Genomic DNA, 24649 nt, shown 5'->3' with positions numbered 1-24649 from the left:
TCTCAGGCCCGCCAGGGCATGTGCTGGAGCGTCCAGGTGTTCCCGTCCGGGTCGGCGAACCAGGCGTAGAGCACGCCGCCCATGTCCTGGACCGGCGCGACATCCACGCCGCGCGCGACCAGCGCGTCCCGCGCGGCCTCGATGTCGGCGACGACGAGGTGGAGTCCGCGCAGCGAGCCAGGCGGCATGGCGGCGTCGGCCATGCCCGTCGTCATCGTCACCGAGCAGTAGGAGCCGGGCGGCGTGAGCTGGACGATGCGGACACCCTCCGTCGGTGCCACATCCACATCGACGGCGAAGCCCGCCTGGTCGCGGTAGAATGCGATCGAGCGGTCGATGTCCGCGACCGGCAGCATCACCAGTTCGAGCATCATCGCCCCGGCGGCAACGGACGGAGTCGGATTGTTTGTCATGATGCCCCCAGCAATTCGTCGAGCTTCTCGTATCCCTCGCGCATGCCGTACTCCATGCCGCTCGCGATCATCTGCTCCAGAGCCTCGCGCGACGTCATGACGGACCGGCCGACGAGTCGCGAGCGACCGTCCGGCAGGGCCTCGAACCGCATCCGGTCCAGGCTCACCTCGCCGGGCGCGCCCAGGAACTCGAAGGTCTGGATGACGAGCTCGTTCTCGACGACGGTGTGGATGACGCCGCGGAACGCGTACACCGATCCCTCGTCGTCACGCGCCTCGTAACCGTAGCTTCCGCCGGAGCGGAAGTCCCAGTCGGTGATGGTGTTCGCGAGCCGGCGCGGGCCGATCCACCGGGCGAACAATTCGGGGTCCGCGTGGGCGCGGAACACCGCCTCTACCGGCGCGTCGAATTCGCGCGTGATGTCGGCGTAGGACGTGCCGGGTACGGCATCGATGACGACGGGGTTGCTCATGATTCCCTCTCCCTGTTCAGGTGCTCCTGTTGTCCGGCGTCGGTCAGAACGGCGTCGAGGCGGCGATAGCGTGCCTCCGCCTCGAGCCGGTAGCGGTCGATCCAGGAGGTGAGCCGTTCGAGCGCGGCCGCCTCCAGGTGCACCGGACGCCGCTGGGCCTCGCGGGTGCGCGAGACCAGGCCGGCCGCCTCCAGCACACTGATGTGCTTGGACACCGCCTGCAGCGTGATGGCGAACGGCTCCGCGAGTTCGTTCACGGTGGCGGGGCCGCGACTCAGACGCGCGACGATCGCGCGCCGTACCGGGTCCGCCAGCGCGGCGAAGGCTCTGTCGAGACCCTCATCGTCCGGCAAGATCAACCTTCCTCTTGATCAACGCTTTGGTTGATTACCAATGTAGAGCGAATGTCGAGCGGCGTCAATGCACCGGAGGACCGGCTTACGGCTTCCAGACCATGAGCACGACGACAGCGAGCAGCAGAAGGCTGGCGACACCCGAGCCTGCGGCGATGGCGGGGTAGCGCGACGCCGTGCCGTCGCGCAGCGCCTCTCCCGCGCGGCGCATGCTCGGGACGACCACGAACAGGGTCAGACCGAGCGCGACCACGTACAGGATGATCGACCACAGGATCCACGGCGTGGTGATGCTCAGGTCGTACTTCTTGTCCGCGAGCCCCATCACGCCGAAGCCGAACAGCACGACCAGGAGCGACAGCAGCGACAGCAGGTTGGTCGACTTCGCCAGCGTTTCGACCTGACGGGCGTCCCCCGCGCGAACGGCGCGCATCGCGGTCATGGGGAGGATGGCCATCGGACCGACGATGAAGACGGCCGTGACGACGTGCAGTACAGCGAACAGTGTTTCCATGCCCTCCAGCGTAGTGAGCCGCCGGATTCGGCTGACTCCCGCCCCGCGCATAGGGTAGAAGGGCGCCACAAGCGCTGCCTGTCTTTTCGCCCATGCGCGCCTTCCGCCCGACCGACGCCGCGCACGCCATGCGGCCCTCCCTCGCAACTCTGGAAGCACTCCACACGCATGTCTACGACGGCCCCCGCCATCTCCCCTGCGCCCGCCAACACCCGCGGCCGCGTCATCCTCGCCAGCCTCATCGGCACGTCGATCGAGTTCTACGACTTCTACGTCTACGCGACCGCCGCCGTCCTGGTCTTCCCCGCCCTGTTCTTCACCAACGCAGACCCGACGACGGCACTCCTCGCCTCCTTCGCCGTGTTCGGCGTCGCCTTCATCGCGCGCCCCATCGGCTCGGTCCTGTTCGGCCACTTCGGCGACCGCATCGGCCGTAAGGGCACGCTCGTCGGCTCGCTGCTCACCATGGGCATCGCAACGGTGCTCATCGGCTGCCTGCCGACCGCGCAGGTGCCGGGATGGGAATTCTGGGCGCCGTTCCTCCTCGTCGTGATGCGCTTCTGCCAGGGGCTCGGCCTCGGTGGCGAATGGAGCGGCGCTGCGCTGCTCGCGACCGAGAACGCCCCGGCGGGCAAGCGCGCCATCTACGGCACCTTCCCGCAGCTGGGCGCACCGATCGGTTTCATCGTCGCGAACGTGCTGTTCCTCATCCTGAGCCTCACGATCTCCCCCGAGGCGTTCGCGGCGTGGGGGTGGCGCATCCCGTTCCTCCTGAGCGCCGTGCTCGTCGTCGTCGGGCTCTACGTCCGGCTCAAGCTCGTCGAGACCCCCGCATTCCAGAAGGTCGTCGACACCGGCGAGGTGGCGAAGCTCCCGCTCGCGCGCGTGTTCCGCACCAGCTGGCGGCAGATCGTGCTGGGCACCTTCATCATGCTGGCGACCTATGTGCTGTTCTACCTGATGACGGCGTTCACGCTCACCTATGGAACCACCGCGTCGACACCCGAGCAGGCGCAGGCCGCCGCTGAGAAGGCCGGCAAGCCGTTCGCGGCGGCGAGCTTCGTGCCCGGTCTCGGCTTCAGCCGCAACGACTTCCTGATCATGCTCATCATCGGAGTGGTGTTCTTCGGCATCTTCACGCTGGTGGCAGGTCCCCTCGCGGAACGGTTCGGCCGCCGCAAGACACTGATCTGGGTCACCATCGGCATCATCGTCTTCGGTCTCCTGTTCGTGCCGCTGTTCGCCGGCGGCACGGTCGGCACCATGGCCCTCCTCATCATCGGCTTCACGCTGATGGGGCTGACCTTCGGGCCGATGGGCGCGGAGTTGCCGGAGCTCTTCCCGACGAACGTGCGCTACACGGGATCCGCCGTGGCGTACAACCTCTCCAGCGTGCTGGGCGCGGCCGTCGCGCCGACCATCGCGGTGTGGTTGTGGACGATCGCCGGCGGCAGCACCATCTGGGTCGGCGTCTACCTGTCCCTCGCGGGCGTGCTGACGCTGATCGCGCTGCTCATCTCGAAGGAGACCCGCGACATCGACTTCTCCGGCAACGTGAGCTGAGGACCGCCGCCGCCTGCGCGCTCAGTCGAGGAACAGGGCGCGCAGGCGGCGGGTGGTCAGGATGAGGCCGAGCACGATCATCACCACGAAGTACAGGACGTGCCACAGCATCCCCAGGTGCACGTCGCCCGTCGTGAGTCCCCGGACCAGTTCCACCCCGTGCCACAGGGGCATGGCCTGGATGATGACCTGCACCGGCTCGGGGTAGACGGTGATCGGGTAGAAGGTCGCCGAGAGCAGGAACATGGGGAGCAGGATGAAGTTGATCCAGTCCATCTGCTGGAACGTCTTCATGTAGCTGGTGATCCCCATCCCGAAGCTGGCGAACCCGAACGCGATGAGCAGGACGGCGGGCAGCGCCAGCAGCGCCCACCACGACAGGTTGAGGCCGAGCGCCTGCATCACGAGCATGAAGCCGACCGCGTAGAGGGCACCGCGCAGCAGGGCGAGCAGGATCTCGCCGAGCGCCACATCCAGCGGGCCGAGGGAGGTGGCCAGCATCCCCTCGTAGAGCTTGGCGAAGTGCATCTTGAAGAAGACGTTCCACGTCGAGTCGTAGACCGCGCCGTTCATGGCCGCCGTCGCCAGCAGCGCGGGCGCGATGAAGGCGGCGTACGGCACCTGCTCACCGGTCGAGGTCTGGATATCGCCGACCAGCGCCCCGAAACCGATGCCGAGCGAGAGCAGATAGAAGATCGGCTCGAAGAAGCCCGAGAGGATCACCAGCCAGTTCGTGCTCCGGGTCGCGGACCAGCCTCGCTGCATCACCGAGCGCGCGTTCCCCGCGTACAGAGCACCCAGGGGACGGGTTCGGGAGGCGGACGTCGCGAGCCGATCGCCGGTCGCGGTCATTTGTTCAACCTCTTCGCGGCGATGCGACGCGTCCACAGCCAGAAGGCGACGAACAGCGCGAGCAAGTAGAGGACGTGGACGACCGAGAGCCAGAGCGGCTCCTCCATCCCGTACGTGAAGACGCGCGAGAGCTCGGTGGAGTGCCAGAGCGGTGAGATCCAGCCGATCCACTGCAGGAACGGCGGCATGCTCGACAGCGGGAAGAATGTACCCGAGAACAGGGTTATCGGCAGGAGCACGAAGCGCATGAGCATCGCGATCTGGCCGGTGTCCTGCTCGAGAGTGGCGACGTAGGCCATGATCGGAACCCCGAACGCGAGGCCGCCGAGCGTGGCGATCAGGATGCTCACCCAGCCCCACGGATCGGGCACCCCGCCGAACAGCACCATGAACGCGAAGTAGACGATGCTCGTGCCGAGCAGCCGGGCCACGACGGCGATCAGGACGCCGTCGATGATCTGGCCGGGAGCGATCGGAGACGCGTTGATGCCGTAGAAGGTCGGGTTCCACTTGAACCCGAGCATGATTGGGTAGGTGAACTCCTCGCTCGCCACCGTGACCGCCGCCGTGCACAGCAGCGCCGGCGCGACGAATGCGAGGTAGCTGACGCCGTCGACCGCATTGGGGCCCATGTTGGCGCTCACCAGGCTCCCCAGCCCGAGCCCCATGGCCAGCAGGTACAGCAGCGGATTGCCGAATCCGGTGACGAGCAGCGTCTGCAGGTACGAGCGCATCACCAGGAAGCGGTGTTCGGCCACGTACCAGGCGCCGAAACGTCGTGGCCGCAGCGCTGCGGCGAGTGCCGCCCGCGCATCCTCCCGCAGGTCCGGCTCGGGCGCGCCGGCCGCCCCCACAGGTCCGACGGTCGCGCTCATTCGATGAGGCTCCGTCCGGTCAGCCGGAGGAAGACGTCTTCCAGGCTCGACCGGCGCACCAGGCTGGTGAGGGGATGCAGCCCGCGCTCGGTGATCCGCACCAGTTCGGCTTCGCCGTCGTCGCTGTAGACCAGCACCCGGTCCGGCAGGACCTCGATGCGTTCGCCGATGCCGTCGAGGCGGCCCGCGACTTCCGCGTTGCGCTCGGACCCGAACCGCACCTCCAGCACTTCGCGCGTCGAGTACTCGCGGATGAGCGCCGCCGGCGCACCCTCCGCCATGATGGTGCCCTTGTCGACGACGACCAACCGGTCGCACAGCTGCTCGGCCTCATCCATGTAGTGGGTGGTGAGGACCAGCGTCGTGCCCTGCTCTTTGAGGCGGAACAGACGGTCCCAGAGGATGTGACGCGCCTGCGGGTCGAGGCCGGTCGTGGGTTCGTCGAGCAGCAGGATGCGGGGATCGTTGATGAGCGCGCGCGCGATCGTGAGCCTGCGCTTCATGCCGCCGGAGAGGTCGTCGACCTTCGCCTTTGCCTTGTCCTCCAGCTGGGCGAAGGCGAGCAACTCGTCGGCCCGCTTGCGGACGCGGGTCGCTGGCAGGCCGAAGTATCGCCCGTAGACGATGAGGTTGTCGCGCACGCGCAGTTCGGTGTCGAGGTTGTCCGCCTGCGGCACGACTCCCAGCTGCGAGCGGATCTCGGGACCGTAGCGGTCCGGATCGAGTCCCAGGATGCTGAGGTCGCCGCCTGTCCGCGTGGAGACCGCGCCGATCATCCGCATCGTGGTCGATTTACCCGCGCCGTTGGGGCCGAGGAGTCCGAACGACTCCCCCGGCTCGACCTCGAAGCTGATGCCGTCGACGGCCGGGAAGTCTTTGTACTTCTTGACCAGGTCGCGAGCGGCGATGACGGGCGGCATAGTTCAGCACTGTAGCCGCGACCGCCGACATTAGGGACGGCACGTCGTCTGGCAGTTCATGGCCCTGGCTGTCGGTGTCAGCAAACAGGCAGTCCACAAGAAGTACGGTCGGAGGTAGCGGCGCCGCCGCCCCCAACGACGCCCCCTCCTCCCCCGATCGGAGACACCGTCATGTCACGCACGTCCACCGCCGCGCCGCGCCGCCGTCGCGGCTTCGGCCGCCCCACCGACGACGCGGGGCCGCGCGCCCGCTTCTCGCAGCTGCTGCCGTACCTGCTCGAGCACAAGCGCGTGCTCGCGGTCGTGGTCGTTCTCAGCATCCTGGGCGCCGCGGCCAGCCTCGCGCAGCCGCTCCTGGTGGGCCAGGTGATCAACGTCGTCGGCAAGCAGCAGCCGCTCGGCGGTCTGGTGTGGGCGCTCGTCGCCCTGGTCATCATCTCCGGACTGATCTCCGGCTACCAGCACTACCTGCTGCAGCGAACCGGTGAAGGGGTCGTGCTGTCGTCGCGCCGCAAACTCGTCGGACGGCTGCTGCGACTACCGATCAGCGAGTTCGACACCCGCCGAACCGGCGATCTCGTCTCGCGCGTCGGTTCGGACACCACGCTGCTGCGCGCGGTGCTGACGCAGGGGCTCGTGGAGGCGATCGGCGGCGCGCTGACGTTCATCGGCGCTCTGATCGCGATGCTCATCATCGACCCGGTGCTCCTCGGCCTGACCGTGCTCGTCGTGGCCATCTCGGTCGTGACCGTGGTGCTGCTGTCCGGGCGCATCCGGGTGGCCAGCCAGAAGGCGCAGAACAAGGTCGGCGACCTCGCCGCCGCGGTGGAGCGGGCGATCAGCTCGGTGCGGACCATCCGGGCCGCGAACGCAACGGAACGCGAGATCGCCGCGGTCGACGACGACGCCACCGGTGCCTGGCGGATGGGCATCCAGGTTGCGAAGATCTCGGCGCTCGTAGTCCCGGTGGCCGGGATCGCGATGCAGGTGTCGTTCCTCGTCGTACTCGGCGTCGGCGGGTTCCGGGTGGCCAGCGGAGCGATCACGGTCGCGAGCCTGGTGACGTTCATCCTGTTCCTGTTCATGATGATCCTGCCGCTCGGCCAGGCGTTCGGCGCGATCGCGGCGGTGAACTCGGCGCTCGGGGCGCTGGGCCGCATCCAGGAGATCCTCGACCTGCCGACCGAGGACCAGCACGACCGGGAACTCGCACCCCTCGCCCTGACGGTCGGCGCGGCCAACGAAGGGCTCGCGCCGGAGGCGCCGGCGATCGAGTTCGCCGACGTGCGCTTCGCGTATCCCGACGGCGTTTCGGCGCCGGTCGCGACCGCCGACGGGGCGGTCGCCGGGAGGCAGGCGCCCGAGCCGAGCCCCGAGCGCCTGGCGTTCGAGGCGTTCACCGGTGCGGATGTGGTGGCCGAGGCGGAGGCTGCAGCCGGGGCAGGCAGCAGCGAGGGCGCCCAGCGTCACGGCGGCGTCCTGCACGGCGTCAGCTTCCGCGTCCCGCGCGGCAAGCGCACCGCCCTCGTCGGGCCGTCGGGCGCGGGCAAGTCGACCATCCTTGCTCTCGTCGAGCGCTTCTACGACCCGCAGGCCGGCGAGGTCCGCTTCGGCGGGATGGATGTGCGCACGCTCGACCGCGTGGGGCTGCGGTCCCAGATCGGCTACGTCGAGCAGGATGCGCCCGTGCTGGCGGGGTCGCTCCGTGACAACCTGACCCTCGCGGCGCCGGAGGCGACCGACGGGGAATGCATCGACGTGCTGCACGCCGTGAACCTGACCGAGGTCCTCGAACGGAACGAGCTCGGGCTGGGCGCTCCGGTCGGCGAAGACGGCATCATGCTGTCCGGCGGCGAGCGCCAGCGTCTCGCGATCGCCCGTGCGCTGCTGGCGGCGCCGCCCGTGCTTCTGCTGGATGAGTCCACCTCCAGCCTCGACGGCCGCAACGAGCAGCTGATGCGGGAGGCGATCGACGCGGTCGCCGTGGACCGGACGCTCCTGGTGATCGCGCACCGCCTGTCCACCGTCGTCGACTCCGACCAGATCGTGGTGCTCGACCACGGCCGCGTGATCGGCACTGGCACCCACTCGGAACTCGTGGAGAGCACCCCCCTCTACCGCGACCTCGCCAAGCACCAGCTCCTCGTCTGACCCGCTCGTCCCCTCAATCGCTTCCTCACTTAATCCGGCTTCGCAGGCACATTCAGCGGATTAAGTGAGGAAGCGATGGAGGGGACGGGTCAGGCGCGGAGGTGGTAGCGGAGCGAGGCGAGCTCGGCGCGGAGAGCCGGCGGGACGCGGCTGCCGAAACGGGCGAAGAACTCCTCGGTGAGGTCGCACTCGGCGAGCCAGCTCTGCGGGTCCACCTCGAAGAGGGCCGCCACATCGTCCGCCGGGAGGTCGAGTCCGTCCAGGTCCAGCTCATCGACGACCGGCAGGCGACCGATGGGCGTTCCTACGCTTCCAGCGGTCCCCTCCACGCGACGGGCGATCCATTCGATTACGCGGGCGTTCTCGCTGAAGCCGGGCCAGAGGAACCGGCCGTCGTCGCCCTTGCGGAACCAGTTCACCTGGAACACGGCCGGTGCCTTGTCGCCGAGCTGCTCCCCCATCTCCAGCCAGTGCGCCCAGTGGTCCGCCATGTTGTAGCCGCAGAACGGCAGCATCGCGAACGGATCGCGCCGCAGCTCGCCGACGGTCCCCTCGGCCGCGGCGGTTCGTTCCGACGAGATGGTGGCACCGATGAACACGCCGTGGCGCCAATCCCGCGCCTGAGCGACCAACGGGACATTGCTGGCCCGGCGTCCGCCGAACAGGATGGCGTCGATCGGCACGCCGTCGAACGCATCCCAGTCGTCCGCGATAGACGGGCACTGCGCGGCGCTCACGGTGAAACGGGAATTCGGATGCGCGGCCGGGCGACCGCTTCCGGGCGTCCAGTCCTTCCCCTCCCAGTCGATCAGGTGTGCAGGCGGCTCGTCGGTCAGCCCCTCCCACCAGACATCGCCGTCGTCGCGCAGTGCCACGTTGGTGAAGATCGTGTTTCCCCAGAGCGTTTCGACTGCGGTCCGGTTGGTGCTCTCACCGGTGCCCGGCGCGACGCCGAAGAAGCCCGCCTCCGGGTTGATGGCGCGGAGCCGGCCGTCCGGTCCGGGTCGCAGCCAGGCGATGTCGTCCCCGATGGTCTCCACGCGCCAGCCCGGGATGCTCGACTCCAGCATCGCCAGATTGGTCTTGCCGCACGCCGACGGGAAGGCCGCCGCGAAGTGGAAGGCGCGCCCCTCCGGCGAAGTGACCTTGATGATCAGCATGTGCTCGGCGAGCCAACCCTCGTCGCGCGCCATCACCGAGGCGATGCGCAGCGCGAAGCACTTCTTGGCGAGGATGGCGTTGCCGCCGTAGCCGGAACCGTACGACCAGACCTCCCGCGTCTCCGGGAACTGCACGATGTACTTCGTCGTGTTGCACGGCCACGCGACGTCGTCCGTGCGCGTCCCGCTCACGTCGACCAGCGGGTGACCGACGCTGTGGACGGTCGGAACCCAGGGCTGCCCGGCGTCGATGAGGTCGAGCACGGTCGCGGTGACGCGGGTCATCATCCCGAGGCTGACGGCCACGTAGGCGGAGTCGGTGAGTTGGATGCCGACCTGCGACAGTGGGCCGCCGACCGGCCCCATGGAGAACGGCACGACGTACATCGTGCGGCCGCGCATGCTGCCGGCGAAGACCGTGCGGAGCTCGGCCCGCATGGCTTCCGGCTCGCGCCAGTTGTTGGTCGGGCCGGCGTCCGACTCGTCCCTGGAGCAGATGAACGTGCGGTCCTCGACGCGGGCCACGTCGCCCGGGTCGGTGCGCGCGAGGAAGCTGTTGGGCCGCCACTCCGGGTTCAGCCGGATGAGCTTCCCTTCCGCGACGAGTTGCTTCGTGAGGCGGTCGGCCTCGGCGAGAGAGCCGTCGCACCAGACCACCTCGTCCGGCTGGGTGAGGGCGACGATGTCGTCGACCCAGGCTCGGACCGCGGACAGACCGCCGATCGGTGCGGTGCCGGGAAGGTCGAGTTCGGCGATACTCATGGGGAGTCCTTTTCGTCGAAAGAAGTGGTGATGCATCCAGCATCCGGGATGTTCCGCGGCGTGGGCCCCACAATTTCTCCGTAAGAATCGCGAATCTTTCGCTATCGTGAAGGCATGAGCAACGTGGACGCCGGCGACATCGATGTCGCCACGCTCGGGCACCGCATCCGTCACTTCCGCACGCGCCGTGGCATGACGCTCGATGATCTGGGGGCGGCGGCCGGTGTCGCCGCGAGCCAGCTCTCCCTGATCGAGAACGGCAAGCGGGAGCCGCGGATCTCGCTCCTCAGCAGCCTCGCCTCCGCGCTCGGCGTCCAGCCGGCCGACCTGCTCTCCGCCGAGCCCCCGGATGAGCGGGCAGCGCTGGAGATCGAGCTGGCTCGAGCGCAGCGCGGCACGCTGTACGCCTCGCTCGGGCTGCCCGCGGTCAAGCCGACGAAGGGCACGCCGACCGAGACCCTCCGCTCACTGGTCGGACTGCACCGGGAGCTCAGCCGACGCGCGACCGAGGCGGTCGCCACGCCGGAGGAAGCGCGGCGGGCGAACACCGAGCTCCGGGAGCGGATGCGCGCTCAGGACAACTACATGCCCGAGATCGAGGAGCTGGCGGAGCAGCAGGTGCGCGCATCCGGCCACACCCGCGGCGCCCTGACGCACCGCGAGGTCAGCGTGATGGCCGAGAAGCTGGGCTTCGAGCTGATCTACGTCAACGACCTGCCCCGATCCGCCCGGTCGATCACCGACCTGGAGAACGGGCGGATCTACCTGCCGCCGGCCTCCATCCCGGGCGGGCACGGCCTCCGCTCGATGGCACTGCAGGCGATGGCCCACCGGCTTCTCGGGCATACGCGACCCACGTCGTACGCGGACTTCCTCCGGCAGCGGCTGGAGATCAACTACTTCGCCGCCTGCTGCCTGATGCCGCGGGACGCCGCCGTCGGTTTCCTGCAGCAGGCCAAGAAGGAGCGGGATCTGGCGGTCGAGGACTTCCGCGACGCTTTCGGCGTCACCCACGAGGCGGCCGCGCTGCGGCTGACGAACCTCGCGACCAGTCACCTCGACATGACCATGCACTTCCTCCGGGTGGGCGACGACGGAGCGCTCTACAAGGGCTACGAGAACGACGGGCTTCCGCTGCCCACGGATGTGACCGGCTCGATCGAAGGCCAGGTGGTCTGCCGCAAGTGGGGTGCCCGCAGCGCCTTCACGCACACCAACCGGACGACCGAGCTGTACCAGTACACCGACACGCCCGCGGGGACGTACTGGTGCGCCACGCAGACCGGCACGACCACCGAAGGCGGCTTCTCGATCAGCGTCGGCGTGCCGTTCGACGAGGCCAAGTGGTTCCGCGGCCGAGAGACGACCGACCGCGCGGAGTCACGCTGCCCCGACGAGTCGTGCTGCAAGCGGGCGCCATCCGAACTGTCCGGACGCTGGGCGGGCAAGGCCTGGCCGAGCGCGCGGCTGCACGCACACATCCTGGCGCCGCTGCCGTCGGGGTCGTTCCCGGGCGTCGACGACTCCGACGTCTACGCCTTCCTCGAGGCGCACTCCGGAGCCTGACGCCTTCGGAGGCGGCGGCTCCCGCTACTTGGGCTGCATGCGGATCGCGCCGTCGAGGCGGATCGTCTCCCCGTTGAGCATCGGGTTCTCGACGATCGCTCGCACGAGGGCCGCGTACTCGGCCGGCTTCCCGAGCCGAGATGGATGCGGCACCTGCGCCGCCAGCGAATCCTGGGCCGCCTGCGGCAGCCCCGCCATCATCGGCGTCTCGAAGATGCCCGGCGCGATCGTCATCACCCGGATGAGACTGCGGGCGAACTCCCGCGCCAACGGCAGCGTCATGGCCGCGACGCCACCCTTCGACGCCGCGTAGGCGGACTGTCCGATCTGGCCGTCGAAGGCGGCGACGGACGCCGTGTTGACGATCACGCCGCGCTCCTCGCCCACCGGCTCGGTCTGAGCGATCGCCGCGGCGGCGAGCCGGACGACGTTGAAGGTGCCGATCAAGTTGACGCGGACCACGCGCTCGAAGTGCTCCAACGGGATGAGGCCGTCCCGCCCGATGACCTTCTCGGCCGTGGCGATGCCCGCGCAATTGACCACGACGCGCAGGGGGCCGAGGCCGGACGCGGTGTCGATCGCCGCTTGCACCTGCTCCTCGTCGGTCACGTCGGCCGGCACGAACCGCGCGGTGGGGCCGAGGGCGACCGCCGCTTTCTCCCCCTCCGAGCGCGGGAGGTCGAGAATGACGACATGCGCGCCTGCCTCGGTGAGCGCGTGAGCTGTGGCGTTGCCCAGGCCGCTGGCCCCGCCGGTGACAAGGGCGGAGCATCCGTCGAGCTGCATGGTTCTCCCTGGGGGTCGTCGAGTGAATGGATGTGGTCGCCGCGCCGGTTAGCGCAGCACTTCGATGAGGGTCGCGTTCGCTGTGCCCCCACCCTCGCACATCGTCTGCAGCCCGTACCGGCCGCCGCGCGCCTCCACCTCATTGAGCAGCGTGGCCAGCAAGCGGGTGCCGGACGAACCGAGCGCGTGCCCGAGCGCGATCGCGCCTCCCCGGGGGTTCAGCTTCGAGGGGTCGGCGCCGAACTCCTGCTTCCACAGCAGCGGGACCGGTGCGAACGCTTCGTTCACCTCGTAGGCGTCGATCTCGTCCAGCCCGACGCCGCTGCGGTCGAGCAGCTTGCGGGTGGCCGGCAGAATCCCGGTCAGCATGAGCAGCGGGTCGCTTCCGGCGACCGCGAACGAGTGGAACCGGGCTCGCGGACGCAGCCCCAGCCGTGCGGCCGCCTCCGCGCTCATGATGAGTGCTGCGGAGGCGCCATCGGTCAGCGGGGAGGAGTTTCCCGCGGTGATCCGCCACTCCACCTGCGGGAAGCGCTCGGCCAGACGCTCGCTGCGGAACACCGGCTGCAACTGCGCCAACTTCTCGGCGGTCGTCCCCGCCCGGATGGTCTCGTCCGCGATGACGCTGCCCGAGTCGGGCGTCGGGACGGCCACCAGCTCACCCTCGAACGCGCCGCTGGCCGCGGCCCATGCTGCGCGGCCATGCGATTCGGCGGCGTAGTCGTCGAGCTGGGCACGGCTGAAACCCCAGCGGTCGGCGATCAACTCGGCAGCGACGCCCTGATTCACGAGTCCCAGCGGATACCGACTTTTCAGCAGGGCCCCGCCGAGCTCCGCGCCCTGCGCGTTGGAGCCCATCGGGACGCGGCTCATCGACTCCACCCCGCACGCGATGACGACGTCGTACGCCCCCGCGATCACGCCTTGTGCCGCGAACGCCGCCGCCTGCTGGCTGGAGCCGCACTGCCGGTCGATGGTGACGGCCGGGACGCTCTCGGGGAACCCCGCACTGAGCACTGCCGTGCGGATGATGTTGCCCGCCTGCTCACCCGACTGCGTGACGCATCCACCGATCACGTCGTCGACGACCGCCGGATCGATCCCGGTACGCCCGACCAGTTCGAGCAGGACGCCGGCGAGCAGGTCGGCCGGGTGGATGTCGGAGAGCTCGCCATCGGGCTTGCCACGCCCGGACGGCGTCCGCACTACGTCGACGATGACCGCTTCGGTGCGAGCCACGTCAGGCCCCGAACGGGTTCGGCGTCAGGGTGTACTTGGTGTTGAGGTACTCGTGGATGCCCTCGAAGCCGCCTTCGCGACCCAGCCCAGACTGCTTGACGCCGCCGAACGGCGCCGCGGCGTTGGAGACGACACCGACGTTGAGGCCCATCATCCCGGTCTCGAGCCGCTCGATCATCCGCTGACCGCGTGCCAGATCCTTGGTGAAGACGTACGACACCAAGCCGTACTCCGTGTCGTTCGCCAGGCGCACCGCCTCGTCCTCGTCGGAGAACCGGATGATCGACAGCACAGGCCCGAAGATCTCCTGACGGAGGATCTCGCTCCCCGGTCGCACATCCGTCACGACGGTCGGCTCGAAGAACGTCCCCGTGCCGTCCACACGCCCGCCTCCGGTGAGGACAGCAGCCCCCCGCGTGACCGCATCCTGGAGCAGCTCGGACGCCTTCTCTATCGCTCCCTCGTTGATGAGCGGACCGATGGTGACGCCGTCCTCGGTGCCTCGGCCGACCTTCAGCCCGTTTACGCGCTCTGTGACGCGTCGGGCGAACTCGTCGGCGACGGCCTCGTGCACGATGAACCGGTTTGCCGCAGTGCAGGCCTCGCCGATGTTGCGGAACTTGGCCAGCATGGCCCCGTCGACCGCCTTATCGAGGTCGGCATCGTCGAAGATGACGAAAGGTGCGTTGCCGCCGAGTTCCATCGAGGTGCGCAGGACGTTCTTCGACGCCTGCTGCAGCAGCTTGCGACCGACCTCGGTCGAGCCCGTGAAGGAGAGCTTGCGGAGGCGTGCGTCGGCGATGATCGGCGCCGACACCTTCCCGGAGGTCGTCGTCGTGATCACGTTGAGCACGCCGCCCGGGAGCCCCGCGTCCTCGAGAAGTTTCGCGAAGTACAGCGTCGTCAGGGGTGTCAGCTCGGCCGGTTTGATGACGACCGTGCAGCCTGCCGCGAGTGCCGGAGCGATCTTCCGGGTGGCCATCGCGAGGGGGAAGTTCCACGGCGTGATGAGGAAGCAGGGGCCAACGGGATGCTGCGAGACGATCATCCGCCCGTTGCCTTCCGGGTTGGCGCCGTAGCGTCCGGAGATGCGAACGGCCTCTTCGGAGAACCAGCGCAGGAACTCGCCGCCGTACGTCACCTCGCCGCCGGCCTCGGCGAGCGGCTTCCCCATCTCGAGCGTCATCAGCAGCGCGAACTCGTCGCGCCGCTCCTGCAGGAGGTCGAACGCTCGCCGCAGGATCTCGCCGCGCACGCGGGCCGGGGTCGCGGCCCAGTCGTCGGCGGCGGCGACCGCTGCATCCAGCGCCCGGATGCCGTCCTCGGGTGAGGCGTCCGCGATCTCCTTGATGCGGTCCCCGGTCGCCGGGTCGAACACGGCGAAGGTGCCGGCCGCGCCTGTCGTCCACTCCCCACCGATGTAGAGCCCGTCGGGCACACGCTCCAGCAGAGCCTTCTCATCCATCACTTGTGTTCCTCCTCGGTCGTCGCGCTGTCGCTGTCAGGACTCACAGCCGCCTGAACGAGCGGCACGGTTCGATGGTCGATCACGGTGGTGAGAGCGATGACCGTCGACGTGCGGCCCACCGCCCGGTCGCCGTCGATGCGGTCGATCACCCGTTGCAGGTCGGTGTTGGTGCGAGCCACGGCACGAACCATCAGGTCCCCCGCTCCAGTGATGGTGTGCACCTCGAGCACCTCCGGGATGGCCCTCAGGTGCTCGGCGACCGCACCATCGCCGCGGCCATCCTCACGCGCGAGCTCAACGGTCACGAATGCGGTCACCGGGTAGCCGAGCCGGGCCGTGTCCACCGTCGGCGCGAAGTCGCGCACCACGCCCGACCGCTGCAACCGGTCGAGCCGCGCCTGTACGGTCCCCCGCGCGACGCCGAGGCGCCGCGACGCCTCGAACACGCCCAGCCGCGGCTCCGCGGCCAGCAGCGCGATCAGCTCGGCGTCGAGCTTGTCGATCATGCGGCCTCCTTCGGTCCTCGCACATCGTACGACGCAGGGTACGCGCCTGCGGCACGGTGATCGAAGCTCTCAGGAAGAGGCGGGCAGCCTGCCCGAGGCGGCGGCCCGAGGCGGCGGCCCGACTGCTCAGCTCGCCAGGAACGGCAGTGCCGCCTGTTTGAACGCCCGCGCGCTCAGCGTCGTGACGTGATTGCGCTTCGGAATCACGATCAACTCGGCGTTCAGCAGCCGGGCCGCCTCCTCGGCGCCCTCGGTGACGGGGTCCACCTCCCCGACGACCAGCATCGTGGGCACCACGCTGGTCAGCGGCAGCGGATGCGCAGCCATCCCTTCCGCGCAGGCCGCTAGCGCTTCGCGGTCGACCCCGGGCGCCTGGCGCAGGGACGCGAGCAACGGCCCCAGCGGACTCGCCGGATCCAGAGCGGTCGCGTCGTCCCGCAGCGCCGCCTGCACGGCGGACACTCCCCAATACCCGAACTGCTCAACTGTGCCGACCCCGCCGACGACCAACCGCCGCACCCGCTGCGGGACGAGCCCGACGAGCGCGAGCGACACCCAGCTGCCCATCGAGTAGCCGATAACATCCACCCGGTCGACGTCCTCCTCATCGAGAACGGCCACGAGGTCGGCGGCGAGGAGGTCGGGCGAGTACGCGTCCGCATCGTGCGGGGAGTCGCTCCCGCCGTGGCCGCGGAGGTCGGGGACGATCGCCCCGCGACCCACCTCGGCGAGCGCGGCGACCCATCCCGTCGCCTCCCAGGTGAGGGCGCCCGTCGACGCGAACCCGTGTACGAGCAGCACGGGGTCCGCACCGGGATGCCGTTCGACGTGGAGACGCGTCATGACGTCACTCTCGCCCACGCGGAAGCCGCGGGCAAGCCGGGCGTCAGGAGTCGACCTCCGCGCGTTCGACGTTCGTCGTGTCGCGCCAGAGCTTCGACGGCCACCAGATCGCGCGCCCGATGTCGTAGGACGCGGCCGGGACGAGCAGCGAACGCACGATGACCGTGTCCAGAAGCACGCCGAACGCGACGATGAACGCGATCTGCACGAGGAACAGGATCGGGATGACGGCGAGCGCCGCGAACGTCGCCGCCAGCACTACACCGGCGGAGGTGATGACGCTGCCGGTGAGCCCGAGACCGCGGAGGATGCCGGGGCGCGTCCCCAGCCGCACGGACTCTTCCCGAACCCGTGTCATCAGGAAGATGTTGTAATCCACCCCGAGGGCGACGAGGAACACGAATCCGAACAGCGGCACGGCCGCATCCGCGCCAGGGAAGCCGAACACGTGGTTGAAGACCAGGGCGGAGACGCCCAGCGCGGCCGCGTACGACAGCACGACGCTGCCGATCAGGAGCACCGGCGCCAGGATCGACCGCAGCAGCAGCATCAGGATCACGAGGATCACCGCCAGGACGATGGGGATGATCTTGGCGAGGTCACTCTGCGCCGTCTCGTTGGTGTCCAGCGCGATGGCGGTCACGCCGCCGACGAGCACAGAGCCGTCCGTGGACAGCGAGGCACGCAGGTCCTTCACCACCGCCTCGGCCTCGGCCGAGTCCGGTTCCGACGCCAGCGTCGCCTGGATGAGGACGTGACCGTCCTTCACGACCGGGTCTGCCGTCGCGCCGGGTTGGGGACGGCCTCCCCCGGTGTAGAACGCGGCGGACGCGATGCCGTCGGCCTTCTTCGTCGCCGCGAGCACGGCGTCGCCGTCGCTCTCCGGCGCGACGATCAGCACCGGCGAGCCGGAGCCTGCGTCGAAGTGCTTGGCGACGACCGCCTGCCCGTCGACCGCGTCCGACTGCGAGAGGATGACATCGGTCTGCTGCACACCGTTCGCCTTGAGCTGCGTGAGTCCGAGGGCACAGGCGGCGAGCAGAACGAAGGACACGATCCACGTGACCCGGGGCCGGCGCGCGATCAGGCCGCCCACTCGCCGCCACAGCCCATGGACGCCCTCGAGACCGGTCAGGGTGACGCCATCGGCGTGCTTGTGCGGGCGCCCGCCGACGACCGGCCGGAACGGCCAGAAGGCCGCCCGGCCGAAGACCGCGAGCAGTGCGGGCAGCAGCGTGAGCGCCGAGAACAGGGAGAACACGATCCCGATCGCGGCGATCGGCCCGAGGCTCTTGTTCGAGTTGAGGTCGGAGAACAGCAGGCACAGGAGCGCCAGGATGACGGTCGCCCCCGACGCGACGATGGGCTCGAACGACGCCTTCCAGGCGCGCAGGATCGCGACCCAGCGCGACGGCTCGTGCTCGAGCGCCTCCCGGTAGCGGGAGACGAGCAGCAACGAGTAGTCCGTCGCGGCGCCGATCACGAGGATCGACAGGATGCCCTGGCTCTGCCCGGACAGCTTGATCCACCCCCAGAGCGCGAAGAGGTAAACGAGCAGGATCGCCGCGCAGAGCGCGAAGATCGACGTGAACAGCACCAGGAACGGCAGGAGCAGGGCACGGTAGACGAGCAGGAGGATGACGAAGACGGCGGCAACCGCTACCAGCAGGAGGACCCCGTCGATGCCGCCGAAGGCGTTCACCAAGTCGGCGGTGAGTCCCGCCGGGCCGGTCACCCAGGCCTGTGCGCCGTCAGGGACCGCTTCATCGGCCACGGTTCGAAGGTCGGCGACCACCGTCTTGACCTCGTCGGTGTTGGACACCGGCACGATGTACTCGACGGCTCGGCCGTCCTCCGACGGGATCGGGCCGGCCACGCTCGTGGTCTCACCCTCCGCCGGCGCCTGCACGCCGTCCACCTGTCCGAGCTTCGTGCCCAGGTCGGCGTACGTCGTCCCGAGTTCGCTCTTGGGGATGACCTCCTCCGCCTCGACGACGACGATGGCCGGGATCGAGCCGGAGTCGGTGAAGCGCTTCTGCCATTCCTGCACTTCGGTCGACTCGGCGCTGGCCGGCAGGAACGCCGCCTGGTCGTTGCTGGAGACCGCGGAGAGCTTGCCGAAGGTCGGGCCACCGATGCCGGCGAGCACCAGCCAGATCAGGATGAGCGCGGTGGGGACGACAATACGCAGCCAGCGGGCCGGTTCGCGGCCGGGGACGTCCTTGGACACTTCGCCTCCTGATTACTAGATGAGCTAGCAATTAGGGTAGCGCGAACGGTCCGATCCGTCCACGCGAGTGGTCCGAGTGGTCAATCCACGAGTTCGGCGCCCGCGTGAGCGAGCTCGACGAGCGCGGCCTCCGAACTGGCGGGGGCGACTCCGGCGACCAGCGACGTCAGCACGCGTACGTGCTGGCCCCGAGCCAGCGCGTCCAGCGCTGAGGCCCGCACGCAGTAGTCGGTGGCGATCCCGGCGATGTCGATCGTGTGGATGCCGTGCTGGTCGAGGATCTCGTGCACGGTCGCCCCCGACTCGGTCCGACCCTCGAACAACGAGTAAGCGGGCACTCCCTGCCCCTTGCGGACGTGGAACATCACCCGCGCCGTGTCGAACGCCGGATGGTAGTCGGCGCCGTTCGTGCCAGCCACGCAGTGCTGCGGCCAGCTGCTCTCGAAGTCGGGCGCATCGTCCGTCGCGAAATGCCCGCCGTTGTCGTTGTCGCCGTCGTGCCAGTCGCGACTCGCGACGATGACGGCGTAGTCGTCGGCGTGTGCCCGCAAGAGCTCGGTGACACCCCGGGCGACCGCCGCACCACCCTCCACCCCGAGGGCGCCCCCCTCGGTGAAGTCGTTCTGAACGTCGACGATGAACAGCGCCCTGCCCATTCGGTCCTCCCGGATCGGTTGTCCTCCGACCGCTCGGCTCAGCCGTTGGAGAGGTTGTCTCCGCAGTTGTAGAAACCGGTGACGAGGCTATCGATCGCCTGCTTGGCGTTGTCGCCGACGTTGCCGAGGGCGAACACCGCGAAGGTCAGAGGCGTGCCGTCGGCGGCGTTGACGATGCCGGACAGCGTGTAGCCGTGGTCGATCCAGCCGGTCTTCGCGAAGACCGCACCGCGCGCGGCCGAGCTCGACCCGGTGAACCGGTTGTATCCGGGGCCGAGCGTGCCCGACTTGCCGGAGACGGGGAGGCCGTCATAGACGACGCCGAGACCGTTCTGCCGGTTCAGCACCTTGATGAAGAGCTGCGTGAGGTACGACGGCGGCACCGCGTTGTCCGCACTCAGCCCGGAGCCGTCGGCGATGTGGATGCCCGCCGTGTCGATCCCGTAGCCTTTGAGGCCGGCGAGGACGCCCGCGTTGAGCGCATCGAAGGTGTTACCGGCGCCGTTCTTGATCGCGACGAGGCGGGCGAGTTCCTCCATGATCGTGTTGTCGGAGACCCGCATGGCCTGGTCGATCAGCGTGGTGACCGGCTGCGACTGAACCACGCCGAGCTGACGCGCGCCTGCCGGCGCGACGCCCTGACTGACGCCGACACTGGTGCCCAGGTACTGCTGGAGGTACTGCACCGCACGTGCGACCGGGTCGGTACTGCGCGGCGACTCCACCGCGGTGGGGTCGTCGCGGTCGCCGTCGACCATCAGCGCGGTCATGTACGGCGTGGAACCCTCGACGACGCGCTCCTCGCGCTCGTCCCAGCTGGGCTGCCAGAACGGTGCGCCGAAGAGGGAGGCATCGACGACGATGGAGGTGATCTGCTGGCCGCCCATCGCCTGCTTCACCTGGTTGGCGAGGTCCTGGATCTTCGGGGCGCCCGTGTAGAACGAGGCCTGGCCGTCGGGCAGACGAGAGAGCGTCACATCCCCACCGCCGACGATGACGATCTGGCCGGGGGTGCTACCTGCGACGACCGTGGTTGAGACCCGGTAGTCCGGGCCGAGCGTCGCGAGCGCGGCCGCCGAGGTGAGGGTCTTGAGCACGGATGCCGTCGGCCCCGGCTTCACACCGTTGCGGTCGAACAGGGTCTGACCGGTCTTCGCGTTGACGACCTGCGCCTCCAGGCTCCCGAGTCGACCATCGGCCGCGAGGCCCGCCACCGAACACGTGCGGATACGCGTAGCCGCCGGCTGGTTCGCCGGGACCGGCCGGGCCGGGTCCACCGTCGGCGTGGGCGTCGGCGTCGCGGTGCGGGTGGGGGTCGGAGTGCTGGTGGAGGGGATGCCGACCGCGGCAGCAGGGCCTCCGACCGTCGCGCCCAGGGCGACGCTGCCCGTGCCGAGGAGCACGAAGACGACGGCGGCCGCCCCGGCAATCCACGCCTTGGGGTGCTTCCGAATGGTGGCCATGACGCCGGCTGCGACGCCTGGGGAGGGGGTGGTCGACGGGGCGGACGGGTCGGGCCCTGTGACCGGCTGGTCCGATTCGTGCATCCGGGTATGCTACCTGGGCTTTCTGAATGCTGCCACGAGACGGACGGTCATTTCTTCTTCGAGCGCAGCGCCTCGGCTTGTCCACGCCGTGGGAGGACCGCGAGAGGGATGAAGTGGAGCCGCCCAAGGGAATCGAACCCTTGACCTTCTCATTACGAGTGAGATGCTCTGCCGACTGAGCTAGGGCGGCGTGGGCCGGCTTCCGCTCGGCGCACAGTCAGATAGCTTACCCGATCCCGTGCGATGGTGACGACCAGGAGGGATGCGCGGTCAGCGCACCTGCGCGCCGAGCTCTGACAGCTGCTTGAACGAACTCCGCAGGCGGTCCGACAGCGGCTCGACGCCGCCATGGTCGGCCCAGCACGACCAGGCGTGCCGCATCCCGGCGAAGGCCACGTAGGTCACCAGACGGGCGCGCTGATGCAGCCCTTCGGGGTCGCCCGCGAGGGCGGGATCGTCGTGGGCCAGCCGGCGTTGCACCACGCCGCTGAGCGCGTCCTCGAACTTGTGCATGCTCGCCATCCGCAGCGCGAACAGCTCCGGGTTGTCCTTGAGGAGTGCCCGGCGCAGTGTGTGCAAACGTTGCATGCTCTGCGGATCCGAGCCGCCCTCGTCCGGCTCGCCCCCGGTGTCGCCGACGTCGATGGCGGCGATGAGGAGGATGCTGATGCCGTCCAGGATGGCCTCCTGGGGCCCCGCGGTGACGAAACGGTCGATGCTCTCCTCGTCGGGGAGCTCCGGGAGTTCGCCAATGATCGCGGACTCTTTCGACGGGAAATAGTTGAAGAAGGTACGCGGGGAGACGTTGGCCACGTGGCTGATCTCATCGATGGTGACGCGGTCGAAGCCGCGCTCGCTCGCAAGCTCGACGGCAGCGATCTGGATCGCCCGGCGGGTGGCGATGCGCTTGCGCTCGCGCAGTCCCAACTCGCCCAGCGTGGATTCGGGGGCCACAGACACGAACACGATTATTTCATTCCCTGCAAAATTGCACCACTCGTCAGCAGGTCTTACCTTCGTCGGGGATCGTGCCCTTCACGAGGTAGGCGTCGACCGTGTCGTTCACGCACGAGTTCGACTTGTTGTAGGCCGTGTGGCCCTCGCCCTTGTAGGTGAGGAGGTGGCCGTTCTGTAGTTCGGCGGCCAGGTTCTTCGCCCACACGTACGGCGTGGCCGGGTCGTTCGTCGTGCCGACGACGAGGATCGGCGCCGAGCCGTCAGCCGAGATGGGGCCCCGCTCGCCGGTCGCTTTGTAGGGCCAGTTGGCACACCCGATGTCGCCGTAGGCCATGTACGGGCCGATGACCGGAGCGGCCTGCGCCAGCGCGGCGGCCTGCGTCCGCATCAGCGCGGGGTCGGCATCGTAGGTGTAGTCGAGGCAGTTGATCGCGACGAACGCCTCGGTCGAGTTGTCGGAGTAGGCGCCGTCCGCAGTGCGGTTGTTGTACGTGTCGGCCAGGGTGAACGCGACGGACGCGCTCCCCTGCATTACGGACTCGAACAGCTTGTCGAGGTACGACCACGCCGTCGCGTCGTACAGCGGGGTGATGATCGCCGTGACCAGGGTGTTCGCACCCAGCTCGCGGCCATCCGAGTTCCGGATCGGACTCTTCTCGACCGCCGCCAGGAGCTGAGCGACCGTTCCCATCGCGCCGTCGACCGTTCCGCTGAACGGGCAGTCCTTCTGTTTCAGGCAGCTCGCGAGGTAGGCGCGCAGGGCGCTCTCGAAGCCTTTGGCCTGCACCTCGGTGACATCGAAGTTGGATGCGGCCGGGTCCAGCGCGCCGTCGAGGACGAGCCGTCCGGTCTTTCCGGGGTAGAGCCCCGCGTAGACCGAGCCCAGGTAGGTGCCGTACGAGTAGCCCAGGTAATTCAACTTCGTGTCGCCCAGGGTGGCGCGCAGGAGGTCGAGGTCGCGGGCGGCGCTGACGGTGTCGAGCTTCGGGAGCGGTTTGCCGGTGTTCTTCTGGCAGGCCTCGCCGAAGTCCTTCGCGATCGCCGTGTTCTCCGCGATCCATTGATCGGACCCCCGCACGCCCGGGGTGATGCCGTAGAGGTACTGGTCCATCTGCTTGGGGTCGTAGCACTTCACCGCTGTGGAGCGTCCGACCCCTCGGGGGTCGAAGCCGACGATGTCGAAGTGGTCCTGGAGGGTGGCGTCGGCCACAAAGTCGACGGAGTCTTTCACGAAGTCGAAGCCGGAGGCACCGGGGCCGCCCGGGTTGGTCAGGAGGGAGCCCTGCTTCGTCCCCTTGGCCGGTTGGCGGATGAGTGCCAGCTCGATCTCGCCGGCCGCCGGGTCGGTCCAGTCGAGCGGCGCCTTCGCGGTGGCGCACTGCTTCCCGCTCGCACACGACGTCCAGTGGAGGATCTGGCCGTAGTACGGCTGCAGGGCGGCCGAGACTTTGTCCGGGGCGGGGCTCGAGGTGGCCGGGGCCTTCGCGGGCATGAACCACGTGACGCACCCGCTGAGGGTGAGGGCGAGAATCGCGGCCACCGCGATGGCGGCTGTACGGACGGCGTGCCTCCGAGCCGCTGTGCCGCGGTCGCCGGACGCGCGGCTGCCGGTTCGGGTGGTCACAGTTCGGTCCCCTTCCGCGCGTTCGTTCCGCGCAGGATCGTGGTCAGCATGGCCTCGAGGGCGAGGGCCGGGGCGACGTTGCCGTCGATGCGTTCGCGTGCGGTGGCGACGGCGTCCATCGCGGCGAGCGTAGCGGCCGGATTCGTGTGAGCGCTGAGAGCGTCGAGCTCGGGACGGAGTTCTTGATTGACGAGTTCGCTGTCGCTCCCGAGCTGGATCATCATGACGTCCCGGTACAGCGAGAGCAGGTCGACGAGGATGCGATCGATGCCGTCCCGCAGGCTGCGGGTGGCGCGACGCTTCTGGTCCTCCTCCAGCTGGCGCAGCTGTCCGCGCAGAGCCGGAGGGATGGTGCCGCCCGGCTCGATGCCGAGCGAACGGAGGGCGTGCTCCCGCTCTTCCGCGTCCCGCTCCTCGGTGATCGCCTTCGCGTCGGCGCCGGCGATCTCGAGCAGGGTTGCGGCGGCCAGCACCGCGTCGGAGAGGGAGCGGATGCCGAGCGCCAGCTCGAGCGTCTGCTCGCGGCGTCTTCGGGCCTCCTCGTGTGTGGCGAGACGGTGTGCCATCCCGATGTGGCTCTGTGCGTGCCGCGCTGCACGTTCCGCGGTCTCGGCGTCGACTCCGTCGCGGCGCCGGATCAGCTCGGCGACATCGGCGACGCCAGGCACGCGCAGACGCACGGTGCGAACGCGGGAGCGGATGGTGGGCAGCAGGTCGGCGTCGCTCGGTGCGCACAGGATCCACACCGTGCGCTCCGGGGGCTCCTCAAGGGCCTTGAGCAGGACGTTGGACGTTCGCTCGGTCATCCGGTCGGCGTCTTCGATGACCATCACGCGGTAGCGGCCGACCGACGGGGAGAACTGGGAGCTGGCGACCAGGGCGCGCACCTCGTCGATGGAGATGATCACCCGTTCCGTGCTCAGGACCGCGAGGTCGGGGTGCGTGCGGGCCTCGACCTGACGCTGGGTGGCGAGGTCGCCCTCGGGAGTGCCCGGGCTCAGGAGGGCCGTGGCGAACGCGTAGGCGAGGTTGGACCGCCCGGAACCGGGCGGGCCTGTGATGAGCCAGGAGTGCGTCATCCCCCGGCCGGTGGAGCCGTCCGGCGAGCGAACGGTCGATCCGGCCGCGGCGGCGCGGACGACCTCGATCGCCTCGTCCTGCCCCGTGAGCTCGTCCCAGACCGTCATGGTC

At 69.1% G+C, this 24649-nt stretch carries 22 protein-coding genes and 1 tRNA gene; 3 read left to right on the top strand and 20 right to left on the bottom strand.

What is annotated here, in order from left to right; translation table 11 throughout:
* Positions 1 to 2 precede the first annotated feature (2 nt).
* The 4 genes from AB4Y74_RS03010 to AB4Y74_RS02995 all read right to left on the bottom strand — a co-directional run bounded on the left by AB4Y74_RS03010 (position 3) and on the right by AB4Y74_RS02995 (position 1753).
* Entirely contained in the window at positions 3 to 413 is a 411-nt protein-coding gene (locus AB4Y74_RS03010) for a VOC family protein (RefSeq protein ID WP_441797637.1), read from the bottom strand.
* Positions 410 to 886, bottom strand: a complete 477-nt coding sequence (locus AB4Y74_RS03005) for an SRPBCC family protein (RefSeq protein ID WP_441797636.1) — start codon at positions 884 to 886, stop codon at positions 410 to 412. Before AB4Y74_RS03005 ends, AB4Y74_RS03010 begins: the two co-directional genes overlap by 4 nt.
* A complete protein-coding gene (locus AB4Y74_RS03000; RefSeq protein ID WP_441797635.1) occupies positions 883 to 1239 on the bottom strand; it encodes an ArsR/SmtB family transcription factor in 357 nt (118 codons plus the stop codon). Before AB4Y74_RS03000 ends, AB4Y74_RS03005 begins: the two co-directional genes overlap by 4 nt.
* Before the next feature lie 85 nt (positions 1240 to 1324).
* Positions 1325 to 1753, bottom strand: a complete 429-nt coding sequence (locus AB4Y74_RS02995) for a DUF2269 family protein (RefSeq protein ID WP_441797634.1) — start codon at positions 1751 to 1753, stop codon at positions 1325 to 1327.
* Between the two features lie 168 nt (positions 1754 to 1921).
* Between AB4Y74_RS02995 and AB4Y74_RS02990 the strand changes: the two genes are divergently transcribed.
* Positions 1922 to 3316 (top strand): MFS transporter, encoded by a 1395-nt coding sequence (locus tag AB4Y74_RS02990; protein WP_441797633.1) that lies wholly within the window; start codon positions 1922 to 1924, stop codon positions 3314 to 3316.
* A 21-nt stretch (positions 3317 to 3337) separates the two neighbouring features.
* Here AB4Y74_RS02990 and AB4Y74_RS02985 read toward each other — a convergent pair whose 3' ends face one another.
* From AB4Y74_RS02985 to AB4Y74_RS02975, 3 genes are read right to left on the bottom strand one after another with little or no spacing between them, the layout of a single operon-like run.
* Complete coding sequence (locus AB4Y74_RS02985) at positions 3338 to 4168, bottom strand: ABC transporter permease (protein WP_441797632.1); 831 nt, start codon at positions 4166 to 4168, stop codon at positions 3338 to 3340.
* Positions 4165 to 5043: an ABC transporter permease gene (locus tag AB4Y74_RS02980; protein ID WP_441797631.1), complete on the bottom strand. Its 879-nt coding sequence runs from the start codon at positions 5041 to 5043 to the stop codon at positions 4165 to 4167. Before AB4Y74_RS02980 ends, AB4Y74_RS02985 begins: the two co-directional genes overlap by 4 nt.
* A complete protein-coding gene (locus AB4Y74_RS02975; protein ID WP_441797630.1) occupies positions 5040 to 5963 on the bottom strand; it encodes an ABC transporter ATP-binding protein in 924 nt (307 codons plus the stop codon). Before AB4Y74_RS02975 ends, AB4Y74_RS02980 begins: the two co-directional genes overlap by 4 nt.
* Before the next feature lie 171 nt (positions 5964 to 6134).
* Between AB4Y74_RS02975 and AB4Y74_RS02970 the strand changes: the two genes are divergently transcribed.
* Positions 6135 to 8114: an ABC transporter ATP-binding protein gene (locus tag AB4Y74_RS02970; RefSeq protein ID WP_441797629.1), complete on the top strand. Its 1980-nt coding sequence runs from the start codon at positions 6135 to 6137 to the stop codon at positions 8112 to 8114.
* Positions 8115 to 8203: 89 nt separating this feature from the next.
* On the opposite strand, the gene AB4Y74_RS02965 is transcribed toward AB4Y74_RS02970, so the two are convergent.
* On the bottom strand, positions 8204 to 10036 hold the full coding sequence (locus tag AB4Y74_RS02965; RefSeq protein ID WP_441797628.1) for a phosphoenolpyruvate carboxykinase (GTP): 1833 nt from the start codon (positions 10034 to 10036) through the stop codon (positions 8204 to 8206).
* A 114-nt stretch (positions 10037 to 10150) separates the two neighbouring features.
* Here AB4Y74_RS02965 and AB4Y74_RS02960 point away from each other — a divergent pair, with 114 nt between their 5' ends.
* Entirely contained in the window at positions 10151 to 11602 is a 1452-nt protein-coding gene (locus tag AB4Y74_RS02960; protein WP_441797627.1) for a helix-turn-helix domain-containing protein, read from the top strand.
* A gap of 24 nt (positions 11603 to 11626) precedes the next feature.
* Here AB4Y74_RS02960 and AB4Y74_RS02955 read toward each other — a convergent pair whose 3' ends face one another.
* From AB4Y74_RS02955 to AB4Y74_RS02900, 12 genes are all read right to left on the bottom strand, one after another.
* Positions 11627 to 12388 carry a 3-hydroxyacyl-CoA dehydrogenase gene (locus AB4Y74_RS02955; RefSeq protein WP_441797626.1) on the bottom strand — a complete coding sequence of 254 codons (762 nt, stop codon included), beginning with the start codon at positions 12386 to 12388 and terminating at the stop codon, positions 11627 to 11629.
* 48 nt (positions 12389 to 12436) lie between these two features.
* Positions 12437 to 13627, bottom strand: coding sequence for a thiolase family protein (locus tag AB4Y74_RS02950; protein ID WP_441797625.1), 1191 nt, complete (start codon positions 13625 to 13627; stop codon positions 12437 to 12439).
* 1 nt (position 13628) lies between these two features.
* Positions 13629 to 15092, bottom strand: coding sequence for an NAD-dependent succinate-semialdehyde dehydrogenase (locus AB4Y74_RS02945; RefSeq protein WP_441797624.1), 1464 nt, complete (start codon positions 15090 to 15092; stop codon positions 13629 to 13631).
* Positions 15092 to 15601, bottom strand: coding sequence for an Lrp/AsnC family transcriptional regulator (locus tag AB4Y74_RS02940; protein WP_441797623.1), 510 nt, complete (start codon positions 15599 to 15601; stop codon positions 15092 to 15094). The genes AB4Y74_RS02945 and AB4Y74_RS02940 overlap by 1 nt, the downstream gene beginning before the upstream one ends.
* A 126-nt stretch (positions 15602 to 15727) precedes the next feature.
* Positions 15728 to 16444, bottom strand: coding sequence for an alpha/beta fold hydrolase (locus AB4Y74_RS02935; RefSeq protein ID WP_441797622.1), 717 nt, complete (start codon positions 16442 to 16444; stop codon positions 15728 to 15730).
* 43 nt (positions 16445 to 16487) lie between these two features.
* The gene (locus AB4Y74_RS02930) at positions 16488 to 18674 is read right to left on the bottom strand and encodes an MMPL family transporter (protein WP_441797621.1); all 2187 of its coding nucleotides are present in this window, start codon (positions 18672 to 18674) and stop codon (positions 16488 to 16490) included.
* An 80-nt stretch (positions 18675 to 18754) separates the two neighbouring features.
* The gene (locus AB4Y74_RS02925; protein ID WP_441797620.1) at positions 18755 to 19330 is read right to left on the bottom strand and encodes an isochorismatase family protein; all 576 of its coding nucleotides are present in this window, start codon (positions 19328 to 19330) and stop codon (positions 18755 to 18757) included.
* A gap of 38 nt (positions 19331 to 19368) precedes the next feature.
* A complete protein-coding gene (locus AB4Y74_RS02920) occupies positions 19369 to 20877 on the bottom strand; it encodes a D-alanyl-D-alanine carboxypeptidase/D-alanyl-D-alanine-endopeptidase (RefSeq protein WP_441797619.1) in 1509 nt (502 codons plus the stop codon).
* Positions 20878 to 20991: 114 nt separating this feature from the next.
* A tRNA-Thr gene (locus AB4Y74_RS02915) sits at positions 20992 to 21067 on the bottom strand.
* A gap of 80 nt (positions 21068 to 21147) precedes the next feature.
* The gene (locus tag AB4Y74_RS02910; RefSeq protein WP_441797618.1) at positions 21148 to 21837 is read right to left on the bottom strand and encodes a TetR family transcriptional regulator; all 690 of its coding nucleotides are present in this window, start codon (positions 21835 to 21837) and stop codon (positions 21148 to 21150) included.
* 40 nt (positions 21838 to 21877) lie between these two features.
* On the bottom strand, positions 21878 to 23458 hold the full coding sequence (locus AB4Y74_RS02905; protein WP_441797617.1) for an alpha/beta hydrolase: 1581 nt from the start codon (positions 23456 to 23458) through the stop codon (positions 21878 to 21880).
* The gene (locus AB4Y74_RS02900) at positions 23455 to 24645 is read right to left on the bottom strand and encodes a DNA polymerase III subunit delta' (protein WP_441797616.1); all 1191 of its coding nucleotides are present in this window, start codon (positions 24643 to 24645) and stop codon (positions 23455 to 23457) included. Before AB4Y74_RS02900 ends, AB4Y74_RS02905 begins: the two co-directional genes overlap by 4 nt.
* Between the last annotated feature and the right edge of the window lie 4 nt (positions 24646 to 24649).

This window comes from Leifsonia sp. RAF41 (assembly GCF_052114085.1).
Taxonomy (GTDB): Bacteria; Actinomycetota; Actinomycetes; order Actinomycetales; family Microbacteriaceae; genus Leifsonia.
The sequence above is the reverse complement of the archived record's forward strand: the minus strand, read 5'-3'. Positions and strand labels throughout refer to the sequence as shown.